The 24012-nt window shown below is 71.3% G+C and carries 22 protein-coding genes and 1 tRNA gene; 16 read left to right on the forward strand and 7 right to left on the reverse strand.

Annotation, left to right across the window (positions count from 1 at the left end; translation table 11 throughout):
* Positions 1 to 53 precede the first annotated feature (53 nt).
* Genes desA through BIV25_RS11550 form a run of 4 tightly spaced genes read left to right on the forward strand, consistent with a single transcriptional unit; the run spans position 54 to position 5086 of the window.
* Complete coding sequence (gene desA, locus BIV25_RS11535) at positions 54 to 1496, forward strand: lysine decarboxylase DesA (RefSeq protein WP_071372145.1); 1443 nt, start codon at positions 54 to 56, stop codon at positions 1494 to 1496.
* A complete protein-coding gene (locus tag BIV25_RS11540) occupies positions 1480 to 2778 on the forward strand; it encodes a lysine N(6)-hydroxylase/L-ornithine N(5)-oxygenase family protein (RefSeq protein WP_071372146.1) in 1299 nt (432 codons plus the stop codon). Before desA ends, BIV25_RS11540 begins: the two co-directional genes overlap by 17 nt.
* On the forward strand, positions 2775 to 3320 hold the full coding sequence (locus BIV25_RS11545; RefSeq protein ID WP_071372147.1) for a GNAT family N-acetyltransferase: 546 nt from the start codon (positions 2775 to 2777) through the stop codon (positions 3318 to 3320). Before BIV25_RS11540 ends, BIV25_RS11545 begins: the two co-directional genes overlap by 4 nt.
* Positions 3317 to 5086 (forward strand): IucA/IucC family siderophore biosynthesis protein, encoded by a 1770-nt coding sequence (locus BIV25_RS11550; protein WP_071372148.1) that lies wholly within the window; start codon positions 3317 to 3319, stop codon positions 5084 to 5086. Before BIV25_RS11545 ends, BIV25_RS11550 begins: the two co-directional genes overlap by 4 nt.
* 65 nt (positions 5087 to 5151) lie before the next feature.
* Here BIV25_RS11550 and BIV25_RS11555 read toward each other — a convergent pair whose 3' ends face one another.
* The gene (locus tag BIV25_RS11555) at positions 5152 to 6774 is read right to left on the reverse strand and encodes a beta-N-acetylhexosaminidase (RefSeq protein ID WP_071372149.1); all 1623 of its coding nucleotides are present in this window, start codon (positions 6772 to 6774) and stop codon (positions 5152 to 5154) included.
* Positions 6775 to 6837: 63 nt separating this feature from the next.
* On the opposite strand from BIV25_RS11555, the gene BIV25_RS11560 reads away from it, so the two are divergent.
* From BIV25_RS11560 to glmS, 3 genes are all read left to right on the forward strand, one after another.
* On the forward strand, positions 6838 to 7716 hold the full coding sequence (locus tag BIV25_RS11560; protein WP_071372150.1) for a DUF4429 domain-containing protein: 879 nt from the start codon (positions 6838 to 6840) through the stop codon (positions 7714 to 7716).
* Positions 7717 to 7825: 109 nt separating this feature from the next.
* Positions 7826 to 8083, forward strand: coding sequence for a hypothetical protein (locus tag BIV25_RS11565; protein WP_071372151.1), 258 nt, complete (start codon positions 7826 to 7828; stop codon positions 8081 to 8083).
* A gap of 12 nt (positions 8084 to 8095) precedes the next feature.
* Positions 8096 to 9913: a glutamine--fructose-6-phosphate transaminase (isomerizing) gene (gene glmS / locus BIV25_RS11570; RefSeq protein WP_071372152.1), complete on the forward strand. Its 1818-nt coding sequence runs from the start codon at positions 8096 to 8098 to the stop codon at positions 9911 to 9913.
* A 68-nt stretch (positions 9914 to 9981) separates the two neighbouring features.
* On the opposite strand, the gene BIV25_RS11575 is transcribed toward glmS, so the two are convergent.
* The gene (locus tag BIV25_RS11575) at positions 9982 to 10524 is read right to left on the reverse strand and encodes a GPR1/FUN34/YaaH family transporter (protein WP_218158457.1); all 543 of its coding nucleotides are present in this window, start codon (positions 10522 to 10524) and stop codon (positions 9982 to 9984) included.
* Positions 10525 to 10639: 115 nt separating this feature from the next.
* Entirely contained in the window at positions 10640 to 11167 is a 528-nt protein-coding gene (locus BIV25_RS11580; protein WP_071372153.1) for a universal stress protein, read from the reverse strand.
* Positions 11168 to 11543: 376 nt separating this feature from the next.
* Here BIV25_RS11580 and BIV25_RS11585 point away from each other — a divergent pair, with 376 nt between their 5' ends.
* From BIV25_RS11585 to BIV25_RS11600, 4 genes are all read left to right on the forward strand, one after another.
* Positions 11544 to 11900, forward strand: a complete 357-nt coding sequence (locus BIV25_RS11585) for a hypothetical protein (protein ID WP_071372154.1) — start codon at positions 11544 to 11546, stop codon at positions 11898 to 11900.
* Between the two features lie 379 nt (positions 11901 to 12279).
* Entirely contained in the window at positions 12280 to 13488 is a 1209-nt protein-coding gene (locus BIV25_RS11590) for a helix-turn-helix domain-containing protein (RefSeq protein WP_071372155.1), read from the forward strand.
* A 127-nt stretch (positions 13489 to 13615) separates the two neighbouring features.
* Positions 13616 to 14218 (forward strand): oligoribonuclease, encoded by a 603-nt coding sequence (orn, locus tag BIV25_RS11595; RefSeq protein WP_071372156.1) that lies wholly within the window; start codon positions 13616 to 13618, stop codon positions 14216 to 14218.
* Between the two features lie 106 nt (positions 14219 to 14324).
* A tRNA-His gene (locus BIV25_RS11600) sits at positions 14325 to 14397 on the forward strand.
* Between the two features lie 36 nt (positions 14398 to 14433).
* On the opposite strand, the gene BIV25_RS11605 is transcribed toward BIV25_RS11600, so the two are convergent.
* Both BIV25_RS11605 and BIV25_RS11610 read right to left on the reverse strand, forming a co-directional pair.
* Positions 14434 to 15855 carry a HAMP domain-containing sensor histidine kinase gene (locus tag BIV25_RS11605; protein WP_071372157.1) on the reverse strand — a complete coding sequence of 474 codons (1422 nt, stop codon included), beginning with the start codon at positions 15853 to 15855 and terminating at the stop codon, positions 14434 to 14436.
* Positions 15852 to 16571 carry a response regulator transcription factor gene (locus BIV25_RS11610; protein ID WP_071372158.1) on the reverse strand — a complete coding sequence of 240 codons (720 nt, stop codon included), beginning with the start codon at positions 16569 to 16571 and terminating at the stop codon, positions 15852 to 15854. The genes BIV25_RS11605 and BIV25_RS11610 overlap by 4 nt, the downstream gene beginning before the upstream one ends.
* A 63-nt stretch (positions 16572 to 16634) precedes the next feature.
* Here BIV25_RS11610 and BIV25_RS11615 point away from each other — a divergent pair, with 63 nt between their 5' ends.
* Together BIV25_RS11615 and BIV25_RS11620 are read left to right on the forward strand one after the other, a co-directional pair.
* On the forward strand, positions 16635 to 17801 hold the full coding sequence (locus tag BIV25_RS11615) for a glycosyltransferase (protein WP_071372159.1): 1167 nt from the start codon (positions 16635 to 16637) through the stop codon (positions 17799 to 17801).
* 22 nt (positions 17802 to 17823) lie between these two features.
* Complete coding sequence (locus BIV25_RS11620) at positions 17824 to 18837, forward strand: SDR family NAD(P)-dependent oxidoreductase (RefSeq protein WP_071372160.1); 1014 nt, start codon at positions 17824 to 17826, stop codon at positions 18835 to 18837.
* A 10-nt stretch (positions 18838 to 18847) separates the two neighbouring features.
* Here the strand turns inward: BIV25_RS11620 and sigJ are convergent, their stop codons facing one another.
* The gene (sigJ, locus tag BIV25_RS11625) at positions 18848 to 19789 is read right to left on the reverse strand and encodes an RNA polymerase sigma factor SigJ (RefSeq protein WP_071372161.1); all 942 of its coding nucleotides are present in this window, start codon (positions 19787 to 19789) and stop codon (positions 18848 to 18850) included.
* A gap of 89 nt (positions 19790 to 19878) precedes the next feature.
* On the opposite strand from sigJ, the gene BIV25_RS11630 reads away from it, so the two are divergent.
* Positions 19879 to 20244 carry a DoxX family protein gene (locus tag BIV25_RS11630; RefSeq protein WP_071372162.1) on the forward strand — a complete coding sequence of 122 codons (366 nt, stop codon included), beginning with the start codon at positions 19879 to 19881 and terminating at the stop codon, positions 20242 to 20244.
* Between the two features lie 29 nt (positions 20245 to 20273).
* Here BIV25_RS11630 and BIV25_RS11635 read toward each other — a convergent pair whose 3' ends face one another.
* Positions 20274 to 21329 (reverse strand): LacI family DNA-binding transcriptional regulator, encoded by a 1056-nt coding sequence (locus tag BIV25_RS11635; RefSeq protein WP_071372163.1) that lies wholly within the window; start codon positions 21327 to 21329, stop codon positions 20274 to 20276.
* A gap of 326 nt (positions 21330 to 21655) precedes the next feature.
* On the opposite strand from BIV25_RS11635, the gene BIV25_RS11640 reads away from it, so the two are divergent.
* Together BIV25_RS11640 and BIV25_RS11645 are read left to right on the forward strand one after the other, a co-directional pair.
* Positions 21656 to 22981 carry an extracellular solute-binding protein gene (locus BIV25_RS11640; RefSeq protein WP_071372164.1) on the forward strand — a complete coding sequence of 442 codons (1326 nt, stop codon included), beginning with the start codon at positions 21656 to 21658 and terminating at the stop codon, positions 22979 to 22981.
* 5 nt (positions 22982 to 22986) lie between these two features.
* A complete protein-coding gene (locus tag BIV25_RS11645; RefSeq protein WP_071372304.1) occupies positions 22987 to 24003 on the forward strand; it encodes a carbohydrate ABC transporter permease in 1017 nt (338 codons plus the stop codon).
* Positions 24004 to 24012: the final 9 nt, after the last annotated feature.

Here is a 24012-nt window from a genome sequence, read left to right on the forward strand (position 1 = left end):
AAGAAGTTAGGTTAGCCTTACCTAAGTTCGATCACCCCTCGGAGGACCCCCACATGCGCTCGCACCTGCTCAATGGCCTCACCGCGGAGCACTACCGCAGCTCCGTGACCGAAGGAGTCGAGCGGGTGGCGGCCAAACTCGCCACCACCGACCGGCCGTTCACCGGCGTCACCGCGGACGCCCTCGCCCCCCGCGTCGACGCCATCGACCTGGACCGCCCGCTCGGCAGCGCCACCGCCGTCCTGGACGAGCTGGAGGAGGTGTACCTGCGCGACGCGGTGTACTTCCACCACCCCCGCTACCTCGCCCACCTCAACTGCCCGGTCGTCATCCCGGCGGTGCTCGGCGAGGCCGTGCTCTCCGCCGTCAACTCCTCCCTCGACACCTGGGACCAGTCGGCCGGCGGCACCCTGATCGAGCGCAGGCTCATCGACTGGACGGCCCGGCGGATCGGCCTCGGCCCCGCCGCCGACGGCGTGTTCACCTCCGGCGGCACCCAGTCCAACCTCCAGGCGCTGCTGCTGGCACGCGAGGAGGCCAAGACCGGCTCCGCCTCCACGCTGCGGATCTTCGCCTCCGAGGTCAGCCACTTCAGCGTGCAGAAGTCCGCGAAACTGCTGGGCCTCGGCCCGGACGCGGTGGTCTCCATACCCGTCGACCACGACAAGCGGATGCAGACCGTGGCCCTCGCCCGCGAGCTGGAGCGCTGCGTGCGGGACGGCCTCGTCCCCATGGCCGTCGTCGCCACCGCCGGCACCACCGACTTCGGCTCCATCGACCCGCTGCCCCAAACAGCCGAGCTGTGCGCGCAGTTCGGCACCTGGCTGCACGTCGACGCGGCCTACGGCTGCGGACTGCTCGCCTCCCGCAAGCACCGGGACCGCATCGACGGCATCGAGCGTGCCGACTCCGTCACCGTGGACTACCACAAGTCCTTCTTCCAGCCGGTGAGTTCGTCCGCCCTCCTGGTGCGGGACGCGGCCACCCTGCGCCACGCCACCTACCACGCGGAGTACCTCAACCCGCGCCGCATGGTGCAGGAGCGCATACCCAACCAGGTGGACAAGTCCCTGCAGACCACCCGCCGTTTCGACGCGCTCAAGCTGTGGATGACGCTGCGGGTGATGGGCGCCGACGGCATCGGCGAACTCTTCGACGAGGTCTGCGACCTGGCGGAGCAGGGCTGGGAGCTGCTGGCCGCCGACCCCCGTTTCGACGTCGTCGTCGCGCCCGCGCTCTCCACCCTCGTCTTCCGCTACGTCCCGGCCGCCGTCACCGACCCGGCCGAGATCGACCGCGCCAACCTCTACGCCCGCAAGGCCCTGTTCGCCTCCGGTGACGCCGTCGTCGCGGGCACCAAGGTGGGCGGCCGCCACTACCTGAAGTTCACCCTGCTCAACCCCGAGACGACCACGGCCGACATCGCCGCCGTCCTCGACCTGATCGCCGGCCACGCCGAGCAGTACCTGGGAGAGTCCCTTGACCGCGCTTCCTGAAGCCCGCCGCATCCATGACTTCGTCGGTGTCGGGCTCGGCCCCTTCAACCTCGGTCTGGCCGCTCTGACCGAGCCGATCGCCGAACTGGACGGCGTCTTCCTGGAGTCCAAGCCGGACTTCGAGTGGCACTCCGGGATGTTCCTGGACGGCGCCCACCTCCAGACGCCGTTCATGTCGGACCTGGTCACCCTCGCCGACCCGACCTCGCCGTACTCCTTCCTCAACTACCTGAAGGAGAAGGGCAGGCTGTACCCGTTCTACATCCGCGAGAACTTCTATCCCCTGCGGGTCGAGTACGACGACTACTGCCGCTGGGCGGCGGGGCGGCTGAGCAGCGTCCGGTTCGGCACGACGGTCACCGAGGTGACGTACGAGGAGGGAGACGGCAAGGACGGGGTCTACGTCGTCCACACCGAGGGCGGCGAGACGTTCCACGCCCGGCACCTCGTCCTCGGCACCGGGACCACCCCGTACCTCCCCGAGGCCTGCCGGGGCCTCGGCGGTGACTTCCTGCACAACGCGCGGTACATGCACCGCAAGGCGGAGCTGCAGAAGAAGAAGTCCATCACCATCGTCGGCAGCGGCCAGAGCGCCGCCGAGATCTACCACGAGCTGCTCGCCGAGATCGACGTACACGGCTACGAGCTGAACTGGGTCACCCGCTCCCCGCGCTTCTTCCCGCTGGAGTACACCAAACTGACCCTGGAGATGACGTCTCCGGACTACATCGACTACTTCCGCGCACTGCCCGAGGAGACCCGCTACCGGCTGGAGAAGCAGCAGAAGGGGCTGTTCAAGGGCATCAACTCGGACCTGATCGACTCGATCTTCGATCTGCTCTACCAGAAGAACGTGGCGAGCGGCGACCGCCCGGTTCCGACCCGGCTGCTCACCAACTCCTCGCTGAACAGCGCCCGTCACGAGGACGGCGGGTACACCCTCGGCTTCCGCCAGGACGAGCAGGGCAAGGACTTCGAGATCCGCTCCGAGGGCCTGGTGCTGGCCACCGGCTACCACTACACGCCGCCCGCCTTCCTCGCCCCCGTGCGCGACCGGCTCCGCTTCGACGGCCACGGCCGCTTCGACGTCGCCCGCAACTACGCCGTCGACACCACCGGCCGCGGCGTCTTCCTCCAGAACGCCGGCGTCCACACCCACAGCATCACCAGCCCCGACCTGGGCATGGGCGCGTACCGCAACAGCTGCATCATCCGCGAGCTGCTCGGCGCCGAGTACTACCCGGTCGAGAAGTCCATCGCCTTCCAGGAGTTCGCCGCATGACGCCCGACTTCGACTTCCGTACCGTCGACCCCCTCAAGGACGCCGAGCTCCTGCACCCCTGGGTCACCCACCCCAAGGCCGCCTTCTGGATGATGCAGGACGCGACGCTCGTCGACGTCGAGCGGGCGTACATGGAGATCGCCGCCGACGAGCACCACCACGCGCTGCTCGGGCTGCGCGACGGCGAGCCCGCCTTTCTCATGGAGTACTACGACCCGGCGCGGCGTGAACTGGTCGGTCTGTACGAGCCGTTGCCCGGGGACGTCGGGATGCACTTCCTCACGCCGGCGACCGACACGCCCGTGCACGGGTTCACCCGGGCCGTCATCACCGCCGTCATGGCCCGGCTCTTCGAGGATCCGGCCGTGGCCCGGGTCGTCGTCGAGCCGGATGTGGCCAACACGGCCGTGCACGCACTGAACGAGGCCGTCGGGTTCGTGCCCGAACGGACGATACGGAAGCCGGAGAAAGTGGCGTTGTTGAGCTTCTGCACGCGTGAGCGGTTCCTCGCGGCGACGACGGCGACGGAGGTGGCCGCATGAGCCTCGCCGACGCCGTGGCCCATCTCTCCCCCGAGCGCTGGGCCACCGCCAACCGACAGCTGATCCGCAAGGCGCTCGCCGAGTTCGCGCACGAGTGTCTGATCACCCCCGAGGCCGACGGTGAGGAGTACGTCGTCCGCAGCGACGACGGGCTCACCGCCTACCGCTTCCGCGCCGTCCGCCGCGCCCTCGACCACTGGCAGGTCGCCCCCGAGTCGATCACCCGGCACCGTGACGGGGAGCAACTTCCGCTCGCTGCCCTGGACTTCTTCATCGAGATGCGGGGCTCGCTCGGTCTCAGCGACGAGATCCTGCCGGTCTACCTGGAGGAGATCTCCTCCACTCTCTCCGGCACCTGCTACAAGCTGACCAAGCCCCGCGTCACCTCCGCGGAGCTGGTCACGGGCGGGTTCCAGGCGATCGAGACCGGGATGGCCGAGGGACACCCGTGCTTCGTCGCGAACAACGGGCGGCTCGGGTTCGGCATCCACGAGTACCTGTCGTACGCCCCGGAGACCGCGAGCCCGGTCCGGCTGGTGTGGCTGGCCGCGCACCGCTCGCGGGCCGCGTTCACGGCGGGCGCCGGCATCGAGTACGAGACCTTCCTGCGCGGGGAGCTGGGCGAGAAGACGCTGGACGGATTCCGCGTCACGCTCACCGAGCAGGGGCTCGACCCCGCCGACTACCTCCTCATCCCGGTCCACCCCTGGCAGTGGTGGAACAAGCTGTCCGTCACCTTCGCCGCCGAGGTGGCCCGGCGGCACCTGGTCTGCCTCGGGGAGGGCGACGACGAGTATCTGGCCCAGCAGTCCATCCGGACGTTCTTCAACAGCAGCGCCCCGCACAAGCACTATGTGAAGACGGCCCTGTCGGTCATCAACATGGGCTTCATGCGCGGTCTTTCGGCCGCCTACATGGAGGCCACCCCGGCGATCAACGACTGGCTGGCCCAGCTGATCGAGAACGACCCGGTGCTGAAGGCGACGGGCCTGAGCATCATCCGGGAGCGGGCGGCCGTCGGCTACCGGCACCAGGAGTACGAGCGGGCCACCGACCGCTACTCGCCGTACCGCAAGATGCTGGCCGCGCTGTGGCGGGAGAGCCCGGTGCCCTCCCTCGGGGACGGCGAGTCCCTCGCGACCATGGCCTCGCTGCTGCACGTCGACCACGCCGGCGCCTCCTTCGCGGGCGCGCTGATCGAGCGCTCCGGCCTCGCGCCCGCCGAGTGGCTGCGGCGGTATCTGCGGGCGTACTACACCCCGCTGCTGCACAGCTTCTACGCCTACGACCTCGTCTTCATGCCGCACGGCGAGAACGTGATCCTGGTGCTGGAGGACGGCGTCGTACGGCGGGCGGTCTACAAGGACATCGCCGAGGAGATCGCGGTGATGGACCCGGACGCCGTACTGCCGCCGGAGGTGCGGCGGATCGCGGTCGAGGTTCCCGAGGACAAGAAGCTGCTGTCGATCTTCACCGACGTCTTCGACTGCTTCTTCCGCTTCCTCGCCGCACACCTGGCCGCCGAGGGGATCCTGACGGAGGACGGCTTCTGGCACACGGTCGCCGAGGTCACCCGCGAGTACCAGCACGCGAACCCCGAACTGGCCGACAGGTTCCGGCAGTACGACATGTTCGCCCCCGAGTTCGCGCGCTCCTGCCTGAACCGGCTCCAGCTGCGCGACAACCGGCAGATGGTGGACCTCGCCGACCCGTCCGGCGCGCTCCAGCTCGTCGGGACCCTGGAGAACCCCATCGCGGGGCTCTGAGGGCGAAGGCCCGGCCGACGGACGCGGGCACCCCGGAGTACGGTCCTCCGGGGTGCCCGTTCAGCCTACGCGGCGGGCCAGGGGACCTGCGGCGAGCGGTAGTAGCCGATCCCGAGGGCGTCCCAGCGCGGGGCCTGGGCGGCGAGGCGCACCTTGTAGGTGTTCCAGTCGTGCGTGGCCGCCGGGGACCAGCCCAGCTCGGCCGCGCCCGGAAGCCGCGGGAACGCCATGTAGTCGATGTCGGCGGACGTCTTCAGCGTCTCGGACCACAGGGGTGCCTCCACGCCCTTGACCGCCGAACCCGGCGCACCGGCGAGGTAGGTGCCCGGGTCCCAGTCGTACGACCGCTGCACCTCCACCAGGCCCGCCCAGTCGAGGCCCAGCTTGGTGTCCTTGGTGTACTTCATGTCGAGGTAGACCCGGTCGGCCGGGGACAGGATCAGTCCGGTGCCGTTCTTGGCGGCCTGGACGACCTGGTCCTTGTCGGCGGCGCTGGTGGTGTCCAGGCCCCAGTACTGGGCGATGGCGCCCTTGACCGGGTGGGCGCCGGTGAGCTGGTGCCAGCCGATGACCGTCTTGCCGTACTTTCCGACCAGGGGCTGCACCCGGTCCATGATGGTCACGTAGTCGGCGTGGCTGGTGGAGTGCGCCTCGTCGCCGCCGATGTGGAGGTAGCGGCCGGGGGTGAGCGCGGCCAGTTCGCGCAGGACGTCGTTCGCGAAGTCGTACGTCACCTGCTTGGCCGCGCACAGCGAGCTGAAGCCGACCTTGGTGCCGGTGTAGAGCGGGGGCGCCTCGCCGTTGCAGTTGAGCGGGGCGTATGAGGCGAGGGCCGCGTTGGTGTGGCCGGGCATGTCGATCTCGGGGACGACCTCCAGATAGCGGGAGGCGGCGTAGCGGACGATCTCGCGGTACTCGGCCTTGGTGTAGTAGCCGCCCTTGCCGCCGCCGACCTCGGTGGAGCCGCCGTAGGTCGCGAGGCGCGGCCAGGAATCCATGGCGATGCGCCAGCCCTGGTCGTCGCTGAGGTGCAGATGCAGCTCGTTGACCTTGTAGAGGGCGACTTCGTCGATGTAGCGCTCGACCTGGGACACGGTGAAGAAGTGCCGGGAGACGTCGAGCATGGCGCCGCGGTAGGCGTAGCGGGGGCGGTCGGTGACGGTGCCGCCGGCGATCTGCCAGGGGCCGGGCTGGACGGTCCGCTTCTCCACGGCGGCGGGCAGCAGCTGACGCAGCGTCTGCACGCCGTGGAAGAGCCCGGCGGGGGCGCTCGCGGTGATGGTGACGCCGTCGGCGCCGCTGTGCAGCCGGTAGCCCTCCGCGCCGTAGTCGCCCTTCGCCAGGTGGAGCCGGATGCCCGCGGCGGCGGACTCGGTGAGCGGCAGCCGGTAGCCGGTGGAGGGCCGCAGGATGCCGGCGAGGTAGGCGCCGATGCGGCGGACCCCGGGGGTGGCGTCGACCCGGACGGAGGCACCGCGGGCGAGGCGGTACGGGGTGCCGCCCGGCTGGACGGAGGCGGGGGCCGGGATCACCCGGTCGAGCGGGGTGGGGGGCACCGCCGCCCGTGCGGAGGGCGCGGCGCCAAGGGTGAAGACACCGGCCGCCGCCACGAGGAGCAGAGACCCGAACACACGGGAGGACCTGGGCAGTCGGGGGGTTCGGGGAGTCGAGCTGTGGTTGCGTCTCACATGCGCTCCCTTCCAGAGATGGTCGAGACCACTCTCCCGCAGATCCGGTGAAACAATCCCTCCATGGCGGAAATCATCCAGAAGGACGGCACCTGGGCCTTCGACGGCGATGCCCTGCGCCTCACTCCGGGCCGGGACAAGAACGTGAGCCTGCTCCGCCGTGAGCTGGGCGAACTCGTCGTACCGATCGTGGCGTTGGCCGGTGTCTCCTTCGAGCAGGGGCGCAGGTCGGGGCGGTTGAGGCTGCGGCTGCGCGACGGCGCCGACCCGTTGACGCAGGCGACCTGCGGACGGCTCGCCGAGGCGGACGACCCGTATCAGCTGGCGGTGCAGAGCGACCGGTACGGCGTCGCCGAGTACGTCGCGGACGAGGTGCGCAGCGCGCTGCTGCTGGAGCAGGTCTCGCCGGAGCCGGCCGACGGGTACCTGCTGCCGGGCCCGGCGCTGCCGGTGTCCGCCTCCGCCGGGGACGGCACGGCGAGCTTCGACGGGGACCAGGTGCGGCTGGAGTGGAACTGGAAGACGGAGGACGCCAAGGCCGCCGCCGGGCCCCGGGCGCTTGCCGTGGCGGAGATCACCGGCGTGGAGTGGCAGCCGGCGGCCGGGCTGGAGAACGGGTATCTGCGGTTCCTGGTGCGCGGCGCGCCGATCACGGCCCCGCCCAAGTACGACCCGAACGCGGTCGAGTTGTGGGGCTTCAAGAAGGACCCGCTGATGGCACTGGTGGCCGCCGCCGTGCAGGCCCGGCTGCCGCATCCCGCGGCCCCCGCCCCGGCCGCCGTACCGCAGCAGCGGCCGGCGCCCGCCGAGGAGCCGGTCGGGGGCGAGGACCACGACGCGCTGCTGCGGCGGCTGCGCGAGCTCGGCGAGCTGCGCCGGGACGGGGTGCTGACGGACGAGGAGTTCGCCCTGGCCAAGCAGGCGGTCCTCAAGCGCATGTGACGCAGGCCATGTGGCGCAGGCCATGTGACACAGACGGCTCCATGCCGCCGCTGCCCGATATCGGGCACGATTCTTGCGAAACCGCGCCTCGTACCCCAGGATCTACCGGGTGCACGACGAACTTGTTGATCATCTGACGCGCTCGACGACCCTGAACCGGGGCGAGGCGCTGCGGGTGGTCCAGGACGTGCTCGCCTACTTCGACGAGTCGACGGAGGACTACGTCCGTCGCCGCCACCGCGAGCTGCAGGCGCAAGGCCTGGTGAACGCGGAGATCTTCGAACGGATCGCGGCGGACCTCAGGTATCGAGCGGTGGCACCGCCCGAGCTGACGCTCAGGCAGTTGCGCCGCATCGTCTACGGCTAGGAATACCCATACATGTGCGGAATTGTCGGATACATCGGAAAGCGTGACGTCGCCCCGCTGCTGCTCGAAGGGCTGCAGCGGCTGGAGTACCGCGGCTACGACTCCGCGGGCATCGTCGTCAGCTCCCCGAAGACGCCCGGTCTGAAGATGGTCAAGGCCAAGGGCCGGGTGCGCGACCTGGAGGCCAAGGTCCCGGCGCGCTTCAAGGGCACCACCGGCATCGCCCACACCCGCTGGGCCACCCACGGCGCCCCCTCCGACGTCAACGCCCACCCGCACATGTCGGCCGACGGCAAGGTCGCCGTCGTGCACAACGGCATCATCGACAACGCCGCCGACCTGCGCCGCAAGCTGGAGGCGGACGGCGTCGAGTTCCTCTCCGAGACGGACACCGAGGTCCTCACCCACCTCATCGCCCGCGCCACCGCCGACAAGCTGGAGGACAAGGTCCGCCAGGCGGTCCGGGTCATCGAGGGCACGTACGGCATCGCCGTCCTGCACGCCGACTTCCCCGACCGCGTCGTGGTGGCCCGCAACGGCTCCCCGGTCGTCCTCGGCATCGGCGAGAAGGAGATGTTCGTCGCCTCCGACATCGCCGCCCTGGTCATGCACACCCGCCAGATAGTGACCCTCGACGACGGCGAGATGGCCACCCTGAAGGCCGACGACTTCCGCACCTACACCACCGAGGGCACCCGGACCACGTCCGAGCCGACCACGGTGGAGTGGGAGGCCGAGTCGTACGACATGGGCGGCCACGACACCTACATGCACAAGGAGATCTTCGAGCAGGCCGACGCCGTGGACCGCGTGCTGCGCGGCCGCATCGACGACCGCTTCTCCACCGTGCACCTCGGCGGCCTCAACCTGGACGCCCGCGAGGCCCGGCAGATCCGCCGCGTGAAGATCCTCGGCTGCGGCACCTCGTACCACGCGGGCATGATCGGCGCCCAGATGATCGAGGAGCTGGCCCGCATCCCCGCCGACGCCGAGCCGGCCTCCGAGTTCCGCTACCGCAACGCGGTCGTGGACCCCGACACGCTGTACGTCGCGGTCTCCCAGTCCGGTGAGACGTACGACGTCCTCGCCGCCGTCCAGGAGCTCAAGCGCAAGGGCGCCCGGGTCTTCGGCGTCGTCAACGTCGTCGGCTCGGCGATCGCGCGCGAGGCCGACGCCGGGATCTACGTCCACGCCGGGCCCGAGGTCTGCGTGGTCTCGACGAAGTGCTTCACGAACATGACCGTGGCCTTCGCCCTGCTCGCCCTGCACCTCGGCCGCACCCGTGATCTGTCGGTCCGCGACGGCAAGCGGATCATCGAGGGCCTGCGCAGGCTGCCGGACCAGATCACCGAGATCCTCAAGCAGGAGGAGAAGATCAAGGAGCTGGCCGAGCTGTACGCCGACGCCCGCTCGATGCTCTTCATCGGCCGCGTCCGGGGCTACCCGGTCGCCCGCGAGGCCTCCCTCAAGCTCAAGGAGGTCTCCTACATCCACGCCGAGGCCTACCCCGCCTCCGAGCTGAAGCACGGCCCGCTGGCCCTGATCGAGCCGGCCCTGCCGACGGTCGCGATCGTCCCCGACGACGACCTGCTGGAGAAGAACCGCGCCGCCCTGGAGGAGATCAAGGCCCGCAGCGGCAAGATCCTCGCCGTGGCCCACCAGCACCAGGAGAAGGCGGACCAGACGATCGTCGTCCCGAAGAACGAGGACGAGCTGGACCCGATCCTGATGGGCATCCCCCTCCAGCTCCTCGCTTACCACACGGCCAAGGCGCTCGGCCGTGACATCGACAAGCCGAGGAACCTGGCGAAGTCGGTGACGGTCGAGTAGTTCCACCACAACAGAACGGACCCCCACGTGGCCACCATCACGTGGGGGTCCGTTCAGTGCTGCTGGAATCAGCCGGCGGCCGTCACCCCCCGGCCCGCAGCACGACCGGGAAGCGCCGTCGGCCAGTGCGCCAGCGCGGCCGTCGCCGCGTACCAGGCCACCGCACCCGAGACCGCGGCGACCCAGCCCCCGGCCTTGGTCAGAGAGGAACTGCCGGCGAAGGCGGCGACGGCCAGCACCAGCATCGCCAGGAACAGCAGCCCGTGCATGACCTGTCCGAGGCTGTCCCCGCCCGCGAGGGTCAGGGTGAGCGCCACGAGGGCGAACAGAAGCAGGAAGAGCCCGGCCGCGTTGGCGGAGGAGTGACCGCCGACCGCCCAGGTGAACCACAGCGCGCCGAGGGCCGCAAAGCCCGTACCGGAAACGCCGTCACCACCACGGAAGGCCAGCAGGCCGACCAGGAACAGAGCAACTCCGCCCACATAGTGGGCCACTGACACGGCGTCGGACGCGACCACGCCGTGGATCACGCCTGTCGTACCGAGACCGAACGCCAACAGGGTGATTCCCAGGGCGAGTCGGCCGACCACCGTAGTACTTCCGTTGTCCACGGCGGGCTCCCTTCGTGCTGCGCTGATGCGGGGTGACCGATATATGCCCTTCACAAGGGCACAAACCACCTCTACGCGCGAGTAGTTTCGCGCTGCACAAAGGGAGTCGGAGTACTCAGGGAATGACGATCACGGGCCGCTGCGCCCGCTTGGCGAGCCGCCCGGCGACCGAGCCGAAGATGCGGCCGACGATGCCGTGCGTGGAGCCGACGACGATCGCGTCCGCCTCGTACTCCCGCCCGACCTCTTCCAGTTCGTGGCAGATGTCCCCGCCCCGCTCGACCAGGATCCACGGCACCTCGGCCAGATAGTCCGCACAGGCCAGTTCGAGTCCGAGGACCTCGGTGCGGTGGTCCGGCACGTCGACGAAGACCGGCGGTTCGCAGCCGGCCCACACGGTGGTCGGCAGCCGGTTGGCGACGTGCACGATGATCAGGCCGGAGTGGGAGCGGTGGGCCATGCCGATCGCGTAGGCGAGGGCACGCTCGCTGGAGGTGGAGCCGTCGAAACCGACGACGACTCCGTGCCGGAAGGCTGGGTCGCAGGAGGGGCGTGGCTCTTCCGCCGCCAGGGGCTCGGACGCCGTGTGATCGGCGACGGGCCGCTTGCGGTCCGCTGGTTCGAAGAATTCGTGACCGGCCATGGCTGTCTCGGCGTCTTGATCCTTTACGGGTGGGGACGACAGTTGTGCGTCGGAGCAGGCACGGAGCTGTGTCCGGGAAACATCTTCCCAACCCCATACCCCCAAGGGTACGGCGGCACGCCTCCCGAGCCCAGATCTCGCACACGCTCCGTAAGCGGTCCCCCGACGTCGGGGAGTGGGTTCACCGGAGCATGCACGAGCCGCGCCCGTAACGCAATGGTTGCTGCCCCGTACAGGCGGTTTGCACACCGTTAACTGACACGCGACCGGTGATCGGCCGGTGACCGAGTGGTCGAACGGGCGTTGAACGGGGTGAGCCACCACCTCGGACGTACCCCCAAGGAGTACACCCGGGGAGTACGAAGGGGAGTACGAGATGCCCGGACCGCGATCCGCCGCACGGCCACGTCCGGCGCCGCCGGACGGCGCGGGCGAGGTGATCCGCTGGGCCGCCTTCAGCTGCGTCCTCGTCCCCGTCGTCCTGGTCTGGTACGGCACCTCGCCGGCCGGCGCCGCGGGGGCCGCGCTGGGGCTGGCCGCCGTCACGGCCGTGTGCCGGGTGCTGCTGCGCCGATCGGAACGGTGCGCCGCCCGGAGCGCCGCGCGCGGCGCCGCACGCACCGGCGCGCGGAGTGCCGCACGGCGCTCCGCGCGGTCCGCCGAGCCGTACGCGAACCGTTCCGGCCCGCAAAGCGGCAGACGCCACACCCGGGGGCGGACACCGGTCAACTGACCTGTTTCCGTACCCCCGAAGGTCTCTTTTCAGCCAACTTCTCAATGTCGACCCAGGGGGGCCGCAGCCACCCCCCAACCCCCGTTTGACCTGCACGGAAAGGGTCCATGGGCGGCGTCGCACCCTACGCGGTTCGGCCACGGCGACAAGGCGCACTTCCCTCCACCCCCCGTGAGTGCAACGCTTCGTGATCGAATGCTTCACGCCAAGTTGTCATGTCGACAATGTCCGGCGTGTCGAACCGGCCACCGTGAGACCGCGGTAGCCACTAGATTCGATCTTGACTGTCTTTATGGCGGGGGACTCGTGCAGGACCGAGGGGAAACGTGCAGGAGCGACACAACCGAGGAGCCGCGACCACCGAGGGGGGCTTAGCAGTATGAGCCACGACTCCACTGCCGCGCCGGAAGCCGCGGCCCGGAAACTCTCCGGGCGCCGCCGCAAGGAGATCGTCGCGGTGCTGCTGTTCAGCGGCGGCCCCATCTTCGAGAGTTCCATTCCGCTGTCGGTGTTCGGGATCGACCGCCAGGACGCCGGCGTGCCGCGCTACCGACTGCTGGTCTGTGCCGGCGAGGAAGGTCCGCTGCGGACCACAGGGGGCCTGGAACTCACCGCACCGCATGGCCTGGAGGCGATCTCACGCGCCGGGACGGTCGTCGTACCGGCCTGGCGTTCGATCACCTCGCCGCCACCGGAGGAGGCACTGGACGCCCTGCGCCGGGCACACGAGGAGGGCGCCCGCATCGTCGGGTTGTGCACCGGCGCCTTCGTCCTCGCTGCGGCCGGCCTGCTGGACGGCCGTCCCGCGACGACGCACTGGATGTACGCGCCGACGCTGGCCAAGCGCTATCCGTCGGTGCACGTCGATCCGCGAGAGCTCTTCGTGGACGACGGCGACGTGCTCACGTCGGCGGGGACGGCGGCCGGAATCGATCTCTGTCTCCACATCGTGCGGACCGACCACGGCAACGAGGCGGCCGGCGCGCTCGCCCGCCGCCTGGTCGTCCCACCGCGCCGGACAGGAGGCCAGGAGCGCTACCTGGACCGCTCTTTACCAGAGGAGATCGGCGCCGACCCGCTGGCCGAGGTCGTCGCCTGGGCGCTGGAACACCTCCACGAGCAGTTCGACGTGGAGACACTGGCGGCACGCGCCTACATGAGCCGCCGTACGTTCGACCGCCGGTTCCGCTCGCTGACCGGGAGCGCGCCGCTGCAGTGGCTGATCACGCAGCGGGTGCTCCAGGCGCAGCGGCTGCTGGAGACGTCGGACTACAGCGTGGACGAGGTGGCGGGCCGCTGCGGCTTCCGCTCCCCCGTCGCGCTGCGCGGGCACTTCCGCCGCCAGCTCGGCTCGTCCCCCGCCGCCTACCGGGCCGCCTACCGCGCCCGTCGGCCGCAGGGCGACCGGCCGGGTGAGCCGGAACCCGCGCTGCCCCAGCCGGGCGCCCCGGCCGGCCTGCCCGGACCGGGACCGGTGACCGGCCCGGTCCCCGCCCTCCTGCATCCGGAGAGCGGTGTCCCGATGCAGAGCCGCCGGCAGGCGGCGGGCGCGGTCGGTCTGCTGCCGGGGCCCCGGCACGGCAGCTGAGCACCACCGGAGGGGGCGGGTCACACCCGCCCCCTCCGTCTCTTGTGCCCCACCGGTACCCGGCGCCCCGCAGGACCGCACCGGCACGAGGGGACCGAAAGACACCGGCCCGCTTTAGGGTGGTCGCATGAACGATCGCATGGTGTGGATCGACTGCGAGATGACCGGCCTCTCGCTGTCCGACGACGCTCTCATCGAGGTGGCCGCCCTCGTCACCGACTCCGAGCTGAACGTACTCGGCGAGGGAGTGGACATCGTCATCCGCCCGCCGGAGCGGGCGCTGGAGACGATGCCGGAGGTGGTGCGTCAGATGCACACCGCGTCCGGGCTGCTCGACGAGCTCCCGAACGGCACGACGCTGCAGGACGCCGAGAAGCAGGTCCTCGCGTATGTGCGGGAGCACGTGAAGGAGCCCGGCAAGGCCCCGCTGTGCGGCAACTCCGTCGGCACCGACCGTGGCTTCCTGCTGCGCGACATGCCGACCCTGGAGGACTACCTGCACTACCGGATCGTGGACGTCTCCTCCATCAAGGAGCTGGCCCGCCGCTGGTACCCGAGGGCGTACTTCAACAGCCCCGAGAAGAACGGCAACCACCGGGCCCTCGCCGACATCCGCGAGTCGATCGCCGAGCTGCGCTACTACCGCGAGGCCGTCTTCGTCCCGCAGCCCGGCCCGGACTCCGACACGGCGAAGTCGATCGCCGCCAAGTACGTCCTGCCCGCGCAGTAGCCCCCGGGAACGGTGCTCGCGAAAACATGTGCGCGAGCACCCCTGTGGACCCTGTAGACTTCTTCTCGGCCGGTCGGGGAAACGACAAGTTCCACCACCGGTCATGGTGGGTGTAGCTCAGCTGGTAGAGCACCTGGTTGTGGTCCAGGATGCCGCGGGTTCGAGTCCCGTCACTCACCCTCACCGAGCAGCCGGTGATTCCGTCGCGAGACGAGTCACCGGCTGTTCTCGTCTGCCGGCAGGCGCAGCCGGAACAGAGCGCCGCCCCCCGGAGCCTGATGGGCCGTCAGTTCGGCGCCGTGGGTGTGGGCGATCTGCCGGGCCATGGCCAGGCCCAGCCCGGAGCCGGGCAGGGCGCGGGCGGTGCGGGAGCGGTAGAAGCGGTCGAAGACATGGGGCAGGTCGGCGGGGTCGATGCCGGGGCCGTGGTCGCGGACGGTGATCTCCAGCCGGCCGTCCTGCGGTGCGCGCAGCGCGGCCGCCTCGACGCGGCCGCCCACCGGGGAGAACTTCGCCGCGTTGTCCAGGAGGTTGGAGAACAGCCTGGTCAGACGACTGGGAACGGCAGCGGTCAGGGCGGCGGCGGCCGAGGGGGTCGTCTCCAGCACGAACCCGATGTGCGGCCAGTGGTCCCGGGCCGCGGCCACGGCATGCTCCAGCAGCGCCGTCGGCGCCACCACCTCCAGCGCCAGCTGCGGCTCCTCGTCGCGGGCCAGGTCGATCAGGTCGTTGACCAGATTGGTGACCTCCCGCAGCTGGCGGCCGAGCGCGCCCGTCGCGCGCTCCCGCTGGCGCGGGGTCAGCCGGTCCGCCCGGAGCAGGATCTCCGCGTTGGCGCGCAGCGCGGTCAGCGGGGTGCGCAGTTCGTGCGAGGCGTCGGCGACCAGGCGCCGCTGGGCGGCCAGGGACTCCTCCAGGGCGTCGAGCATGGTGTTGAAGCTCACCGCGAGCCGGGTGATCTCGTCCTCCCGGCCACGCGGACCGGGCGGCCCGGGCGGCAGCTCGATGCGGTGTCCGGCGTCACGCGTGGCGGTGATCCGCTCCGCCGTCGAGGTCAGCCGGGCCACCGGGGCCAGGCCCGAACGGGACACCCAGTAGCCGAGCAGCGCGGCCACCGGCACCCCGGCCCCGCCGATCACCGCCAGCAGCCCGGCGACCTGCCGCTCGGCCCGCCGTACCCCGTCGGAGCGCAGCGCCACCTGCATGGCCAGGCCCTTGCCGGCGGGCGTGGTCAGCACCCGCACCGGGTGCCCGGCCACCGAGGCGGCGCTGAAGTACGGCGCCCGGTCCCGGCCCGCCACCTGGCGCACGGCGCCTGTGACGGGCAGCAGATACCTCTCCTTCGGGTCGTCGGCGGCCGAGGCGGGCACGAGCTGGGCGCACGCGGGCGCGGCCAGATAGCGGCACTCTCCTGCCTGCACGCCGGGGCCGTTCTGCTGGTGCTGCTGGATCGCCAGCGTCGCCGCCTGGGTGAGCTGGAGGTCGAACTGCCGGTTCAGGGTGTAGACGGTGACCGCGTACGCGCCCGCGCACACCGCCAGCGCCACACCGGCGACGGCGGCGGAGGCAGTGAGCGCCAGCCGACGGCGCAGCGGCGGGCGACGATGCCGACGGGGCCGGCGGCGGGGGCCGGTCATCGCTCGTCCAGGACGTAGCCGACGCCGTACACGGTGTGGACAAGCCGCGAGGCACCGCCCGCCTCCAGCTTGCGGCGCAGATAACCGACGTACACGGCAAGCGAGTTGGAGTCGGGGCCGAGGTCGCGGCCCCACACCCAGCGCATGATCGTCTCCCGCTCCAGGACCTGGCCCGGATGGCGCAGCAGCAGGTCCAGCAGGGCCCACTCGGTGCGGGTGAACTCCAGCCGCCGGCCCGCGCGCACCGCCGAGCGGCTCTCGGGGTCCAGGACCAGGTCGGCGAAGCGCGGCGCGTCCGGCTGCGGCAGCTCGCCGGGGCCGGCGCGGCGCAGCAGGGCACGCAGCCGGGCCGCCAGCTCGTCCAGCGCGAACGGCTTGACCAGGTAGTCGTCCGCGCCCGCGTCCAGACCGTCCACCCGGTCGCTGACCGCGTCCAGCGCGGTCAGCACCAGGATCGGGGTACGGTCGCCCAGCGCCCGCAGCTGCCGGCACACCGCCAGCCCGTCCACCACCGGCATCATCACGTCCAGCACCAGGGCGTCCGGCTCCCAGTCCACCGCCGCCGCGAGCGCCGCGTGGCCGTCCGCCGCGCCCCGCACGGTGAAGCCCTCCAGCGTCAGTCCGTCCTCCAGGGCGGCCCGGACCTCCGGGTCGTCGTCCACCACCAGGACCCGCCCGAAGGCGCCGGGGGACGGGGCGTACGCTGCGTCGTTCATGGCCCCAGCCTGCCAAACCGCTCTCTTAAGAGCCTCTTAGAACAGCTCGCGAGCGTGCCGGGCATGGACACTCCGCTCTCCGTCGTGATCGGTGCCGGGGGCACCGGCGGCCACATCTATCCCGGGCTCGCACTGGCCGACGCGCTGCGCCGCCGGGCGCCCGACGCGGTGATCTCCTTCGTCGGCACCGAGCGCGGCCTGGAGACCCGGCTCATCCCGGAGGCCGGGTACCGGCTGCACACGGTCGACATGATCCCCTTCGACCGCTCCCTCGGCGCGAAGCGCTTCACCCTGCCCGCCGCGCTGCTGAAGTCGGCCGGGCAGTGCCGGGCCATCCTGCGGGAGCAGGGCGCGCAGGTCGCCGTCGGCATGGGCGGCTACCCGAGCGCCCCGGTCGTCCTCGGCGCCCGCCTCGCCTCGCTGCCGAGCGTCATCCACGAGTCCAACGCGGTGCCCGGCCGGGCCAACGCCTTCGCCGCCCGGCTCACCCCGCACATCGCGCTCGCCTTCGAGGCCGGCGCCGACCGGCTGCCCGCGTCCGGCCGGCCCGAGCTGGTCGGCATGCCGCTGTCCGGTCCGCTGGCCGCCCTCGACCGGGCCGGCGCGCGCGAGGGCGCCCGCCGGGAACTGGGCATCGGCGGGCGGACCCGGCTGCTCCTCGTCAACGGCGGCAGCCTGGGCGCGGCCCGGCTCACCGAGGCGGCCCTCGGGCTCGCCGAGCGCTGGCGGGAGCGCACCGACGTACGGCTGCTGATCAAGACCGGGCCCGCGGCCCTGGAGGAGGCCCGCGCCCGGCTGCACGCCACCGGGGCCGACCGGGTCGCCGAGGCCGTGGCCTATCTGGACCGCATCGACCGCACGTACGCCGCCGCCGACCTGCTGGTGTGCCGGGCGGGCTCGGCGACCGTCGCCGAGCTGGCCACCATCGGCCTGCCCGCCGTCCTCGTGCCGTACCCGCACGCCCCCGGTGACCACCAGACGCACAACGCCCGCACCCTCACCGGGATCGGCGCGGGGGTACTGCTGCGGGACGAGGCGACCACGGCCGCCTCCCTCGACGCCCTCGCCGGCCCCCTGCTCGACGACCCGCGCCGGCTGGACGCCATGTCCCGCGCCTCGGCCGCGGCCGGCGTCGGCGCACTGCACCGGGACGCGGCCGACCGGCTGGCCCGCAAGGTGCTCCGGCTCGCGGGTCGCCCGCTGCCCGCCCCCGTCTCCCCCACGCTCTGACGTACTCCGAGAAAGGACCGCCATGAACGCGACCGCCCACCCCACGACCGACTTCTTCCACGGCCGTACCGTCCTCGTCACCGGAGCCGAGGGCTTCATCGGCTCCACGCTGGTCGACCTGCTCGTCCGGCAGGGCGCCACCGTCCGCGCCCTCGTCCACTACAAGCCGTACGCCGAGAAGGGCAACCTCGCCCGGCTGCAGGACCACCCGCAGGTGGAGCTGATCGCGGGGGACGTGCGCGATCCGGGCCGGGTGATGGACGCCGTGGCCGGCTGCGACACCGTCTTCCACCTGGCCGCCCTCATCGGCATCCCCTACAGCTACGACTCCCCGGGCGCCTACGTCGCGGTCAACGTCACCGGCACCGAGAACATCGCCGAGGCCTGCCGCCGCCACGGGGTGCGCCGCCTGGTGCACACCTCCACCAGCGAGGTCTACGGCACCGCGCTGACCGTCCCGATCGGCGAGGACCACCCGCTCCAGCCGCAGTCGCCGTACTCGGCCTCGAAGATCGGCGCCGACATGATGGTCCTCTCCCACCACCACGCCTTCGACCTGCCCGTGACCGTCGTACGGCCCTTCAACACCTACGGCCCGCGCCAGTCCGCCCGCGCCGTGATCCCCACCATCCTCGCCCAACTGCACGCCGGGGCACGGGAGATACGCCTCGGCTCGCTGACCCCGACCCGTGACTTCACCTACGTCACCGACACCGCGCGCGGCTTCCTCGCCGTCGCGCAGAGCGACCGGGCGCTCGGTGACGTCGTCAACCTCGGCACCGGCGAGGAGATCGCCATCGGTGACCTGGCGCGCAAGCTGATCGCCGTCTCCGGGCGGGACGCGGAGATCGTCGTGGACGAGGCGCGGCTGCGCCCGGCCGGCAGCGAGGTGCACCGCCTGCTGTCGGACAACTCCCGGGCCCGCACCTGGGCTTCGTGGAAGCCGGAGGTCTCCCTCGACGAGGGCCTGCGCCGCACCTCGGACTGGATCCGCGGCAACCTCCGCCTCTTCGCACCCGGCCGCTACGCGGTCTGAACCCGGCGGGTCACCGTCCCGGCAGCAGTCCGATGCCGGACACCGGTCCGAGGTGAGCGAGCTTGTCGGGGTTGGACACGGCGTGGACCGCCCGGACCGCGCCGTCGGCGATGTCGAGCACGACCACACTGGCCACGCGGCCCTCGGCGTCGTACGTAACCCCTCCCGGACGGCCGTTGACCCAGGCCGGTTCGAGGATGGCGCCGAGTGCCCGGACCCGGCGGAAGCCGCCGACGAGCAGCCGGCCGATCCGCCGCGGCCCGGTCACCGACGCCGCGAGCGCCTGCGCCTTGCCGCCGCCGTCGCCCTGGAACACCGCGTCAGGAGCGAGCATGCCGAGCAGGGCGCCCAGGTCGCCGCCCGCGGCGGCCGCGAAGAATCGCTCGGCCAGCCGCGCGCCCTCCGCCCGCCGCACCGGGAGCGGCGCGGGGCCGGCCGGCCGCGTCCCGGGGGCGACGCGCTTCCTGGCGCGGGCGAGGATCTGCCGGCAGTTCGCCTCGGACTTGCCGGTGATCCGCGCCACCTCCGGGTAGCCGTGCCCGAAGACCTCGCGCAGCACGAACACCGCGCGCTCCACCGGCGAGAGGACCTCCAGCAGCACGAGGAACGCCATCGACAGCGCGTCGCACAGCTCGGCGTGCTCGGCCGGGCCGGAGCCGTCGGCGGCGACCACGACCGGCTCGGGCAGCCAGTCGCCGACGTAGGTCTCGCGTCGTACCCGCGCCGATTTCAGATGGTTGATGGCGAGCCGGGTCACCGCCGTGGTCAGGTACGCCTTCAGGTCGGTGATCACGGTGCCCGCCCGGCGTGCCCGGGTCAGCCCGAGGAAGGCGTCCTGCACGAGGTCCTCGGCGTCGCCCACGGAGCCGGTCATGCCGTAGGCGACGGAGAACAGCAGCGGCCGGTATCCGTACGCGTCCGTGCCTGCGGACGCCTCCGCGGAGACGCACATCACATCTCTCTCCTTCACAGCGTGCCCGGGTGTCCTGTCTCAGAGGGGCGACAGCACAGCACACGCAACCACCCCGCGAGGAGAGAACCATGAACGTCGCCCTGTGGATCGTCGCCGGACTGCTGGCCGCCGCCTACCTGGCGGGCGGCGGCTACAAGGTGATCACCCCGAAGGAGAGGATCTCCGCCGCCGGGGCCGCCGGCCGCTGGGTCGAGGACTTCGGCGCCGGCAGTGTGAAGGCCATCGGGGTCCTGGAGGTCCTGGCCGCGGTGGGCCTGGTCCTGCCCGCCGCGCTCGGCATCGCGCCGGTGCTGGTACCGCTGGCCGCCCTCGGGCTGGTGCTGCTGATGACCGGTGCCGCGCTCACCCGCGTCCGACGGCACGAGTACCCCCTGGTGGCGGTGGACCTGGTCTACGTCGCCCTGGCCGCGTTCGTGGCCTGGGGCCGCTTCTGAGCACGGGGGCACGGGGGCACGGGGGCACGCTACGACGACGCCCGCACCACCAGCTCCGTCGGCAGCACCGCGTGCCGCCGCTCCAGCCCCCGGGAGGCGGCCGGGCGTCGGTCGGCGATCTCGGCGAGCAGCAGGTCGATCATGGCGCGGCCCATCTCCTCGATGGGCTGGCGGACACTGGTCAGCGGCGGGTCCATGTGGCGGGCGATGGCGGAGTCGTCGTAGCCGATCAGCGCCACGTCGTCCGGGATACGGCGGCCCGCCTCGCGCAGCACCTGGCGGGCGCCCGCCGCCGTCACGTCCGAGCCGGCGAAGACCGCGTCCAGACCGGGGCACCGCGCCAGCAGGGCGGACATGGCCCGCCGCCCGCCCTCCTCCGTGAAGTCCCCCGGCTCGACGAGGAGTTCGTCCGGCCTGCGGCCCGCGTCGCCCAGGGCGTCGCGGTAGCCGTCGACGCGGCGCTGGGCGCCGTAGACGTCGAGGCGGCCGGTGATGTGGGCGATCTCGGTGCGCCCCCGCGCCAGCAGGTGCTCGACGGCCGAGCGGGCACCGCCGTAGTTGTCGGAGTCCACCGAGGTGAGCGCCTCGGCGGCCGAGCGCGGGCCGCTGATCACGGCCGGGATCTCCAACTGGGCCAGCAGGTCGGGCAGCGGGTCGTCGGCGTGCACCGAGACCAGCAGGACGCCGTCCACGCGGTGCGCCGCGAGGTACTGGGCGAGGCGCTGGCGCCCCCGGTCGTTGCCCGCGAAGGTCAGCAGCAACTGCATCTCGCTGTCGGCGAGTTCGGCGCCGACACCGCGCAGCATGTCCGAGAAGTAGGGCTCGGCGAAGAAGCGGGTCTCGGGCTCGGGGACGACGAGGGCGATCGCGTCGGTGCGGTTGGCCGCGAGGGCGCGGGCCGCGGTGTTGGGGACGTAACCCAGTTCGGCGACGGCCGCCTCGACAGCGGCGCGGGTGGCGTCGCTGACCCGGGGCGAGCCGTTGATCACCCGCGAGACCGTGCCCCGGCCGACCCCGGCCCGCGCGGCGACCTCCTCGAGCGTGGGCCGCCCACCGCTCCGGCCCCGCGCTCCGTGGCTTGCCATGGGCTCCGCCTTTCCGCAGCATCGTCTGTGCTGGCCGAATGTAACAGGCACCCTTCACCGCGGCAGCCACCCCTGGGAGCTGCCGTCAGCATGATCCGAACGACACCCCCTAACGCTCCGATAACCGAAGGCACTCCCGCGTGTCCGCTCCCTTGACACCCCGCTCCCGAGCGACGACTCTTCAACCCATCACGTGTGGGAGCGCTCCCACACCACCTGACACATACACGTCCCGCACGTTCCCCGCCCGAGCCGCAGCGAGCAACAGACGGGCCCAACAGTGCAGTTGGCCGGGGGGTCGGCACGTCAGGCAACAGGAGGACGCAATGCGCACGAGCATCCGCCGGTCCCGCAGGCTGGGGGCCCTCGCGGCCGTGGCCGCGCTGACCACGGGACTGCTGGCCGGCTGCGCCAAGGACAGCGGCGGTTCGTCGGACACCTCGGGCGGTGGCGGCGGCAAGGGCAGGACCACGATCACCCTGGGCCTGTTCGGCACCATGGGCTTCAAGGAGGCCGGGCTCTACACCGAGTACGAGAAGCTCCACCCCGGCATCTCGATCCAGGAGAACGTGATCGAGAAGAACGAGAACTACTACCCGGCCCTGGTCAACCACCTCACCACCGACAGCGGCCTGCAGGACGTCCAGGCCGTCGAAGTCGGCAACATCGCCGAGGTCGTACAGACCCAGGCGGCCAAGCTGGAGGACCTGTCCAAGGTCGCGGGCGTGGCCAAGAGCAACTGGCTGGACTGGAAGTGGCAGCAGGCCACCACCAAGGACGGCGGGACGGTCGGCCTCGGCACCGACATCGGCCCGATGGCGATCTGCTACCGCAAGGACATGTTCAAGGCGGCCGGCCTGCCCACCGACCGCGACCAGGTGTCCAAGCTGTGGGCCGGCGACTGGAGCAAGCTCGTCTCCACCGGCGAGCAGTACCAGAAGAAGGCCCCCAAGGGCACCACCTTCATGGACTCCCCCGGCGGTCTGCTCAACGCGATCCTCAGCAGCGCGAGCCAGAAGTTCTACGACTCCTCCGGCAAGGTCGTCTACAAGACGAACCCGGCCGTCAAGAGCGCCTTCGACCTGACGGCCAAGGCCGCCAAGGACGGACTGCTGCAGTCGCAGACGCAGTTCCAGCCGGGCTGGGACCAGCTGATCTCCAACAGCAGGTTCGCCTCCGTGGCCTGCCCGCCGTGGATGCTCGGCTACATCAAGGGCAAGTCGAAGGCGGACACCGCCGGACAGTGGGACGTGGCCCAGGCGCCGCAGGCCGGCAACTGGGGCGGCACCTTCCTGGCCGTGCCCAAGTCCGGCAAGCACGTCACCGAGGCCGAGAAGTTCGTCGCCTGGCTGACCGCGCCCGCCCAGCAGGCCAAGCTCTTCGCCGTCCAGGGCAGCTTCCCGAGCGCGCCGCCCGCGTACACCATGTCCCAGGTCACCGGCGCGAAGAACCAGATGACCGGGGACGCCCCGATCGGCGCGATCTTCGCGCAGGCCGCCAAGTCCATCCCGAACCAGCCGATCGGCCCGAAGGACCAGATCATCCAGCAGGGCCTGACGGACAACGGCGTCTTCCTGGTCACGCAGGGCAAGTCCGCCGCGGACGCGTGGAACACGGCCGTCAAGACCATCGACAACAACCTGGAGAAGTGACCGGCATGGCCACCCGGCACGACACCGCCGCGCCCCCCGCGAAGGAGGGGGGCGCGGCCCCGGCCCGCTCTGGTGCGCCCTCCGGCGCCCTCGGCACGGACGAGCGGCGGCGGGCGCGGCTGTCCCGGCGCTGGCAGCGCGACATCCGCTGGAGCCCGTACGCCTTCGTCTCCCCCTTCTTCCTCCTCTTCGTGGCGTTCGGCCTCTTCCCGCTGATCTACACGGGCTGGGCCTCGCTGCACACGGTGGAGCTGACCGCGCCGACCGACATGCAGTGGGCGGGGCTGCACAACTACACCCGGATCTTCGACGACGACTTCTTCTGGAACGCGGCGAAGAACACCCTGACCATCGGGATCATCTCGACCGTCCCGCAGCTGGCGATGGCGATGGGGCTCGCCCACATCCTCAACTACAGGCTGCGCGCGTCGACGTTCTTCCGCGTCGTGATGCTGGCGCCGTACGCGACGTCGATCGCCGCCGCCTCGCTGGTCTTCGTGCTGCTCTTCGGCCGCGACTACGGCATGATCAACTGGGCGCTGCACTTCGTCGGCGTCGGTCACGTCGACTGGCAGAACGACAAGTGGCCCTCGCAGATCGCGGTCTCCTCGATCGTCGTCTGGCGCTGGACCGGCTACAACGCGCTGATCTACCTGGCGGCGATGCAGGCCGTCCCGCAGGACCTGTACGAGTCGGCGGCACTGGACGGCGCGAACCGCTGGCAGCAGTTCTTCCATGTGACTTTGCCGCAGCTGCGCCCGACGATCCTGTTCACCTGTGTCGTGTCGACCATCGGGGCCTCCCAGCTCTTCGGCGAGCCGCTGATGTTCGACGCCAACAAGGGCGCCTCCGGCGGCGGCGAGCACCAGTTCCAGACGCTCGGCCTGTACCTGTACGAGCAGGGCTGGGTGAACCAGCACCTGGGCCGCGCCTCCGCGATCGCCTGGACGATGTTCCTGATCCTCATCGTGATCGGGATCGTCAACTACGTCATCTCGCGCCGCCTGCGCGAGAGTAGTTAGGAGTACGGC

The organism is Streptomyces sp. MUSC 14, from assembly GCF_001866675.1.
Classification (GTDB): Bacteria; Actinomycetota; Actinomycetes; order Streptomycetales; family Streptomycetaceae; genus Streptomyces.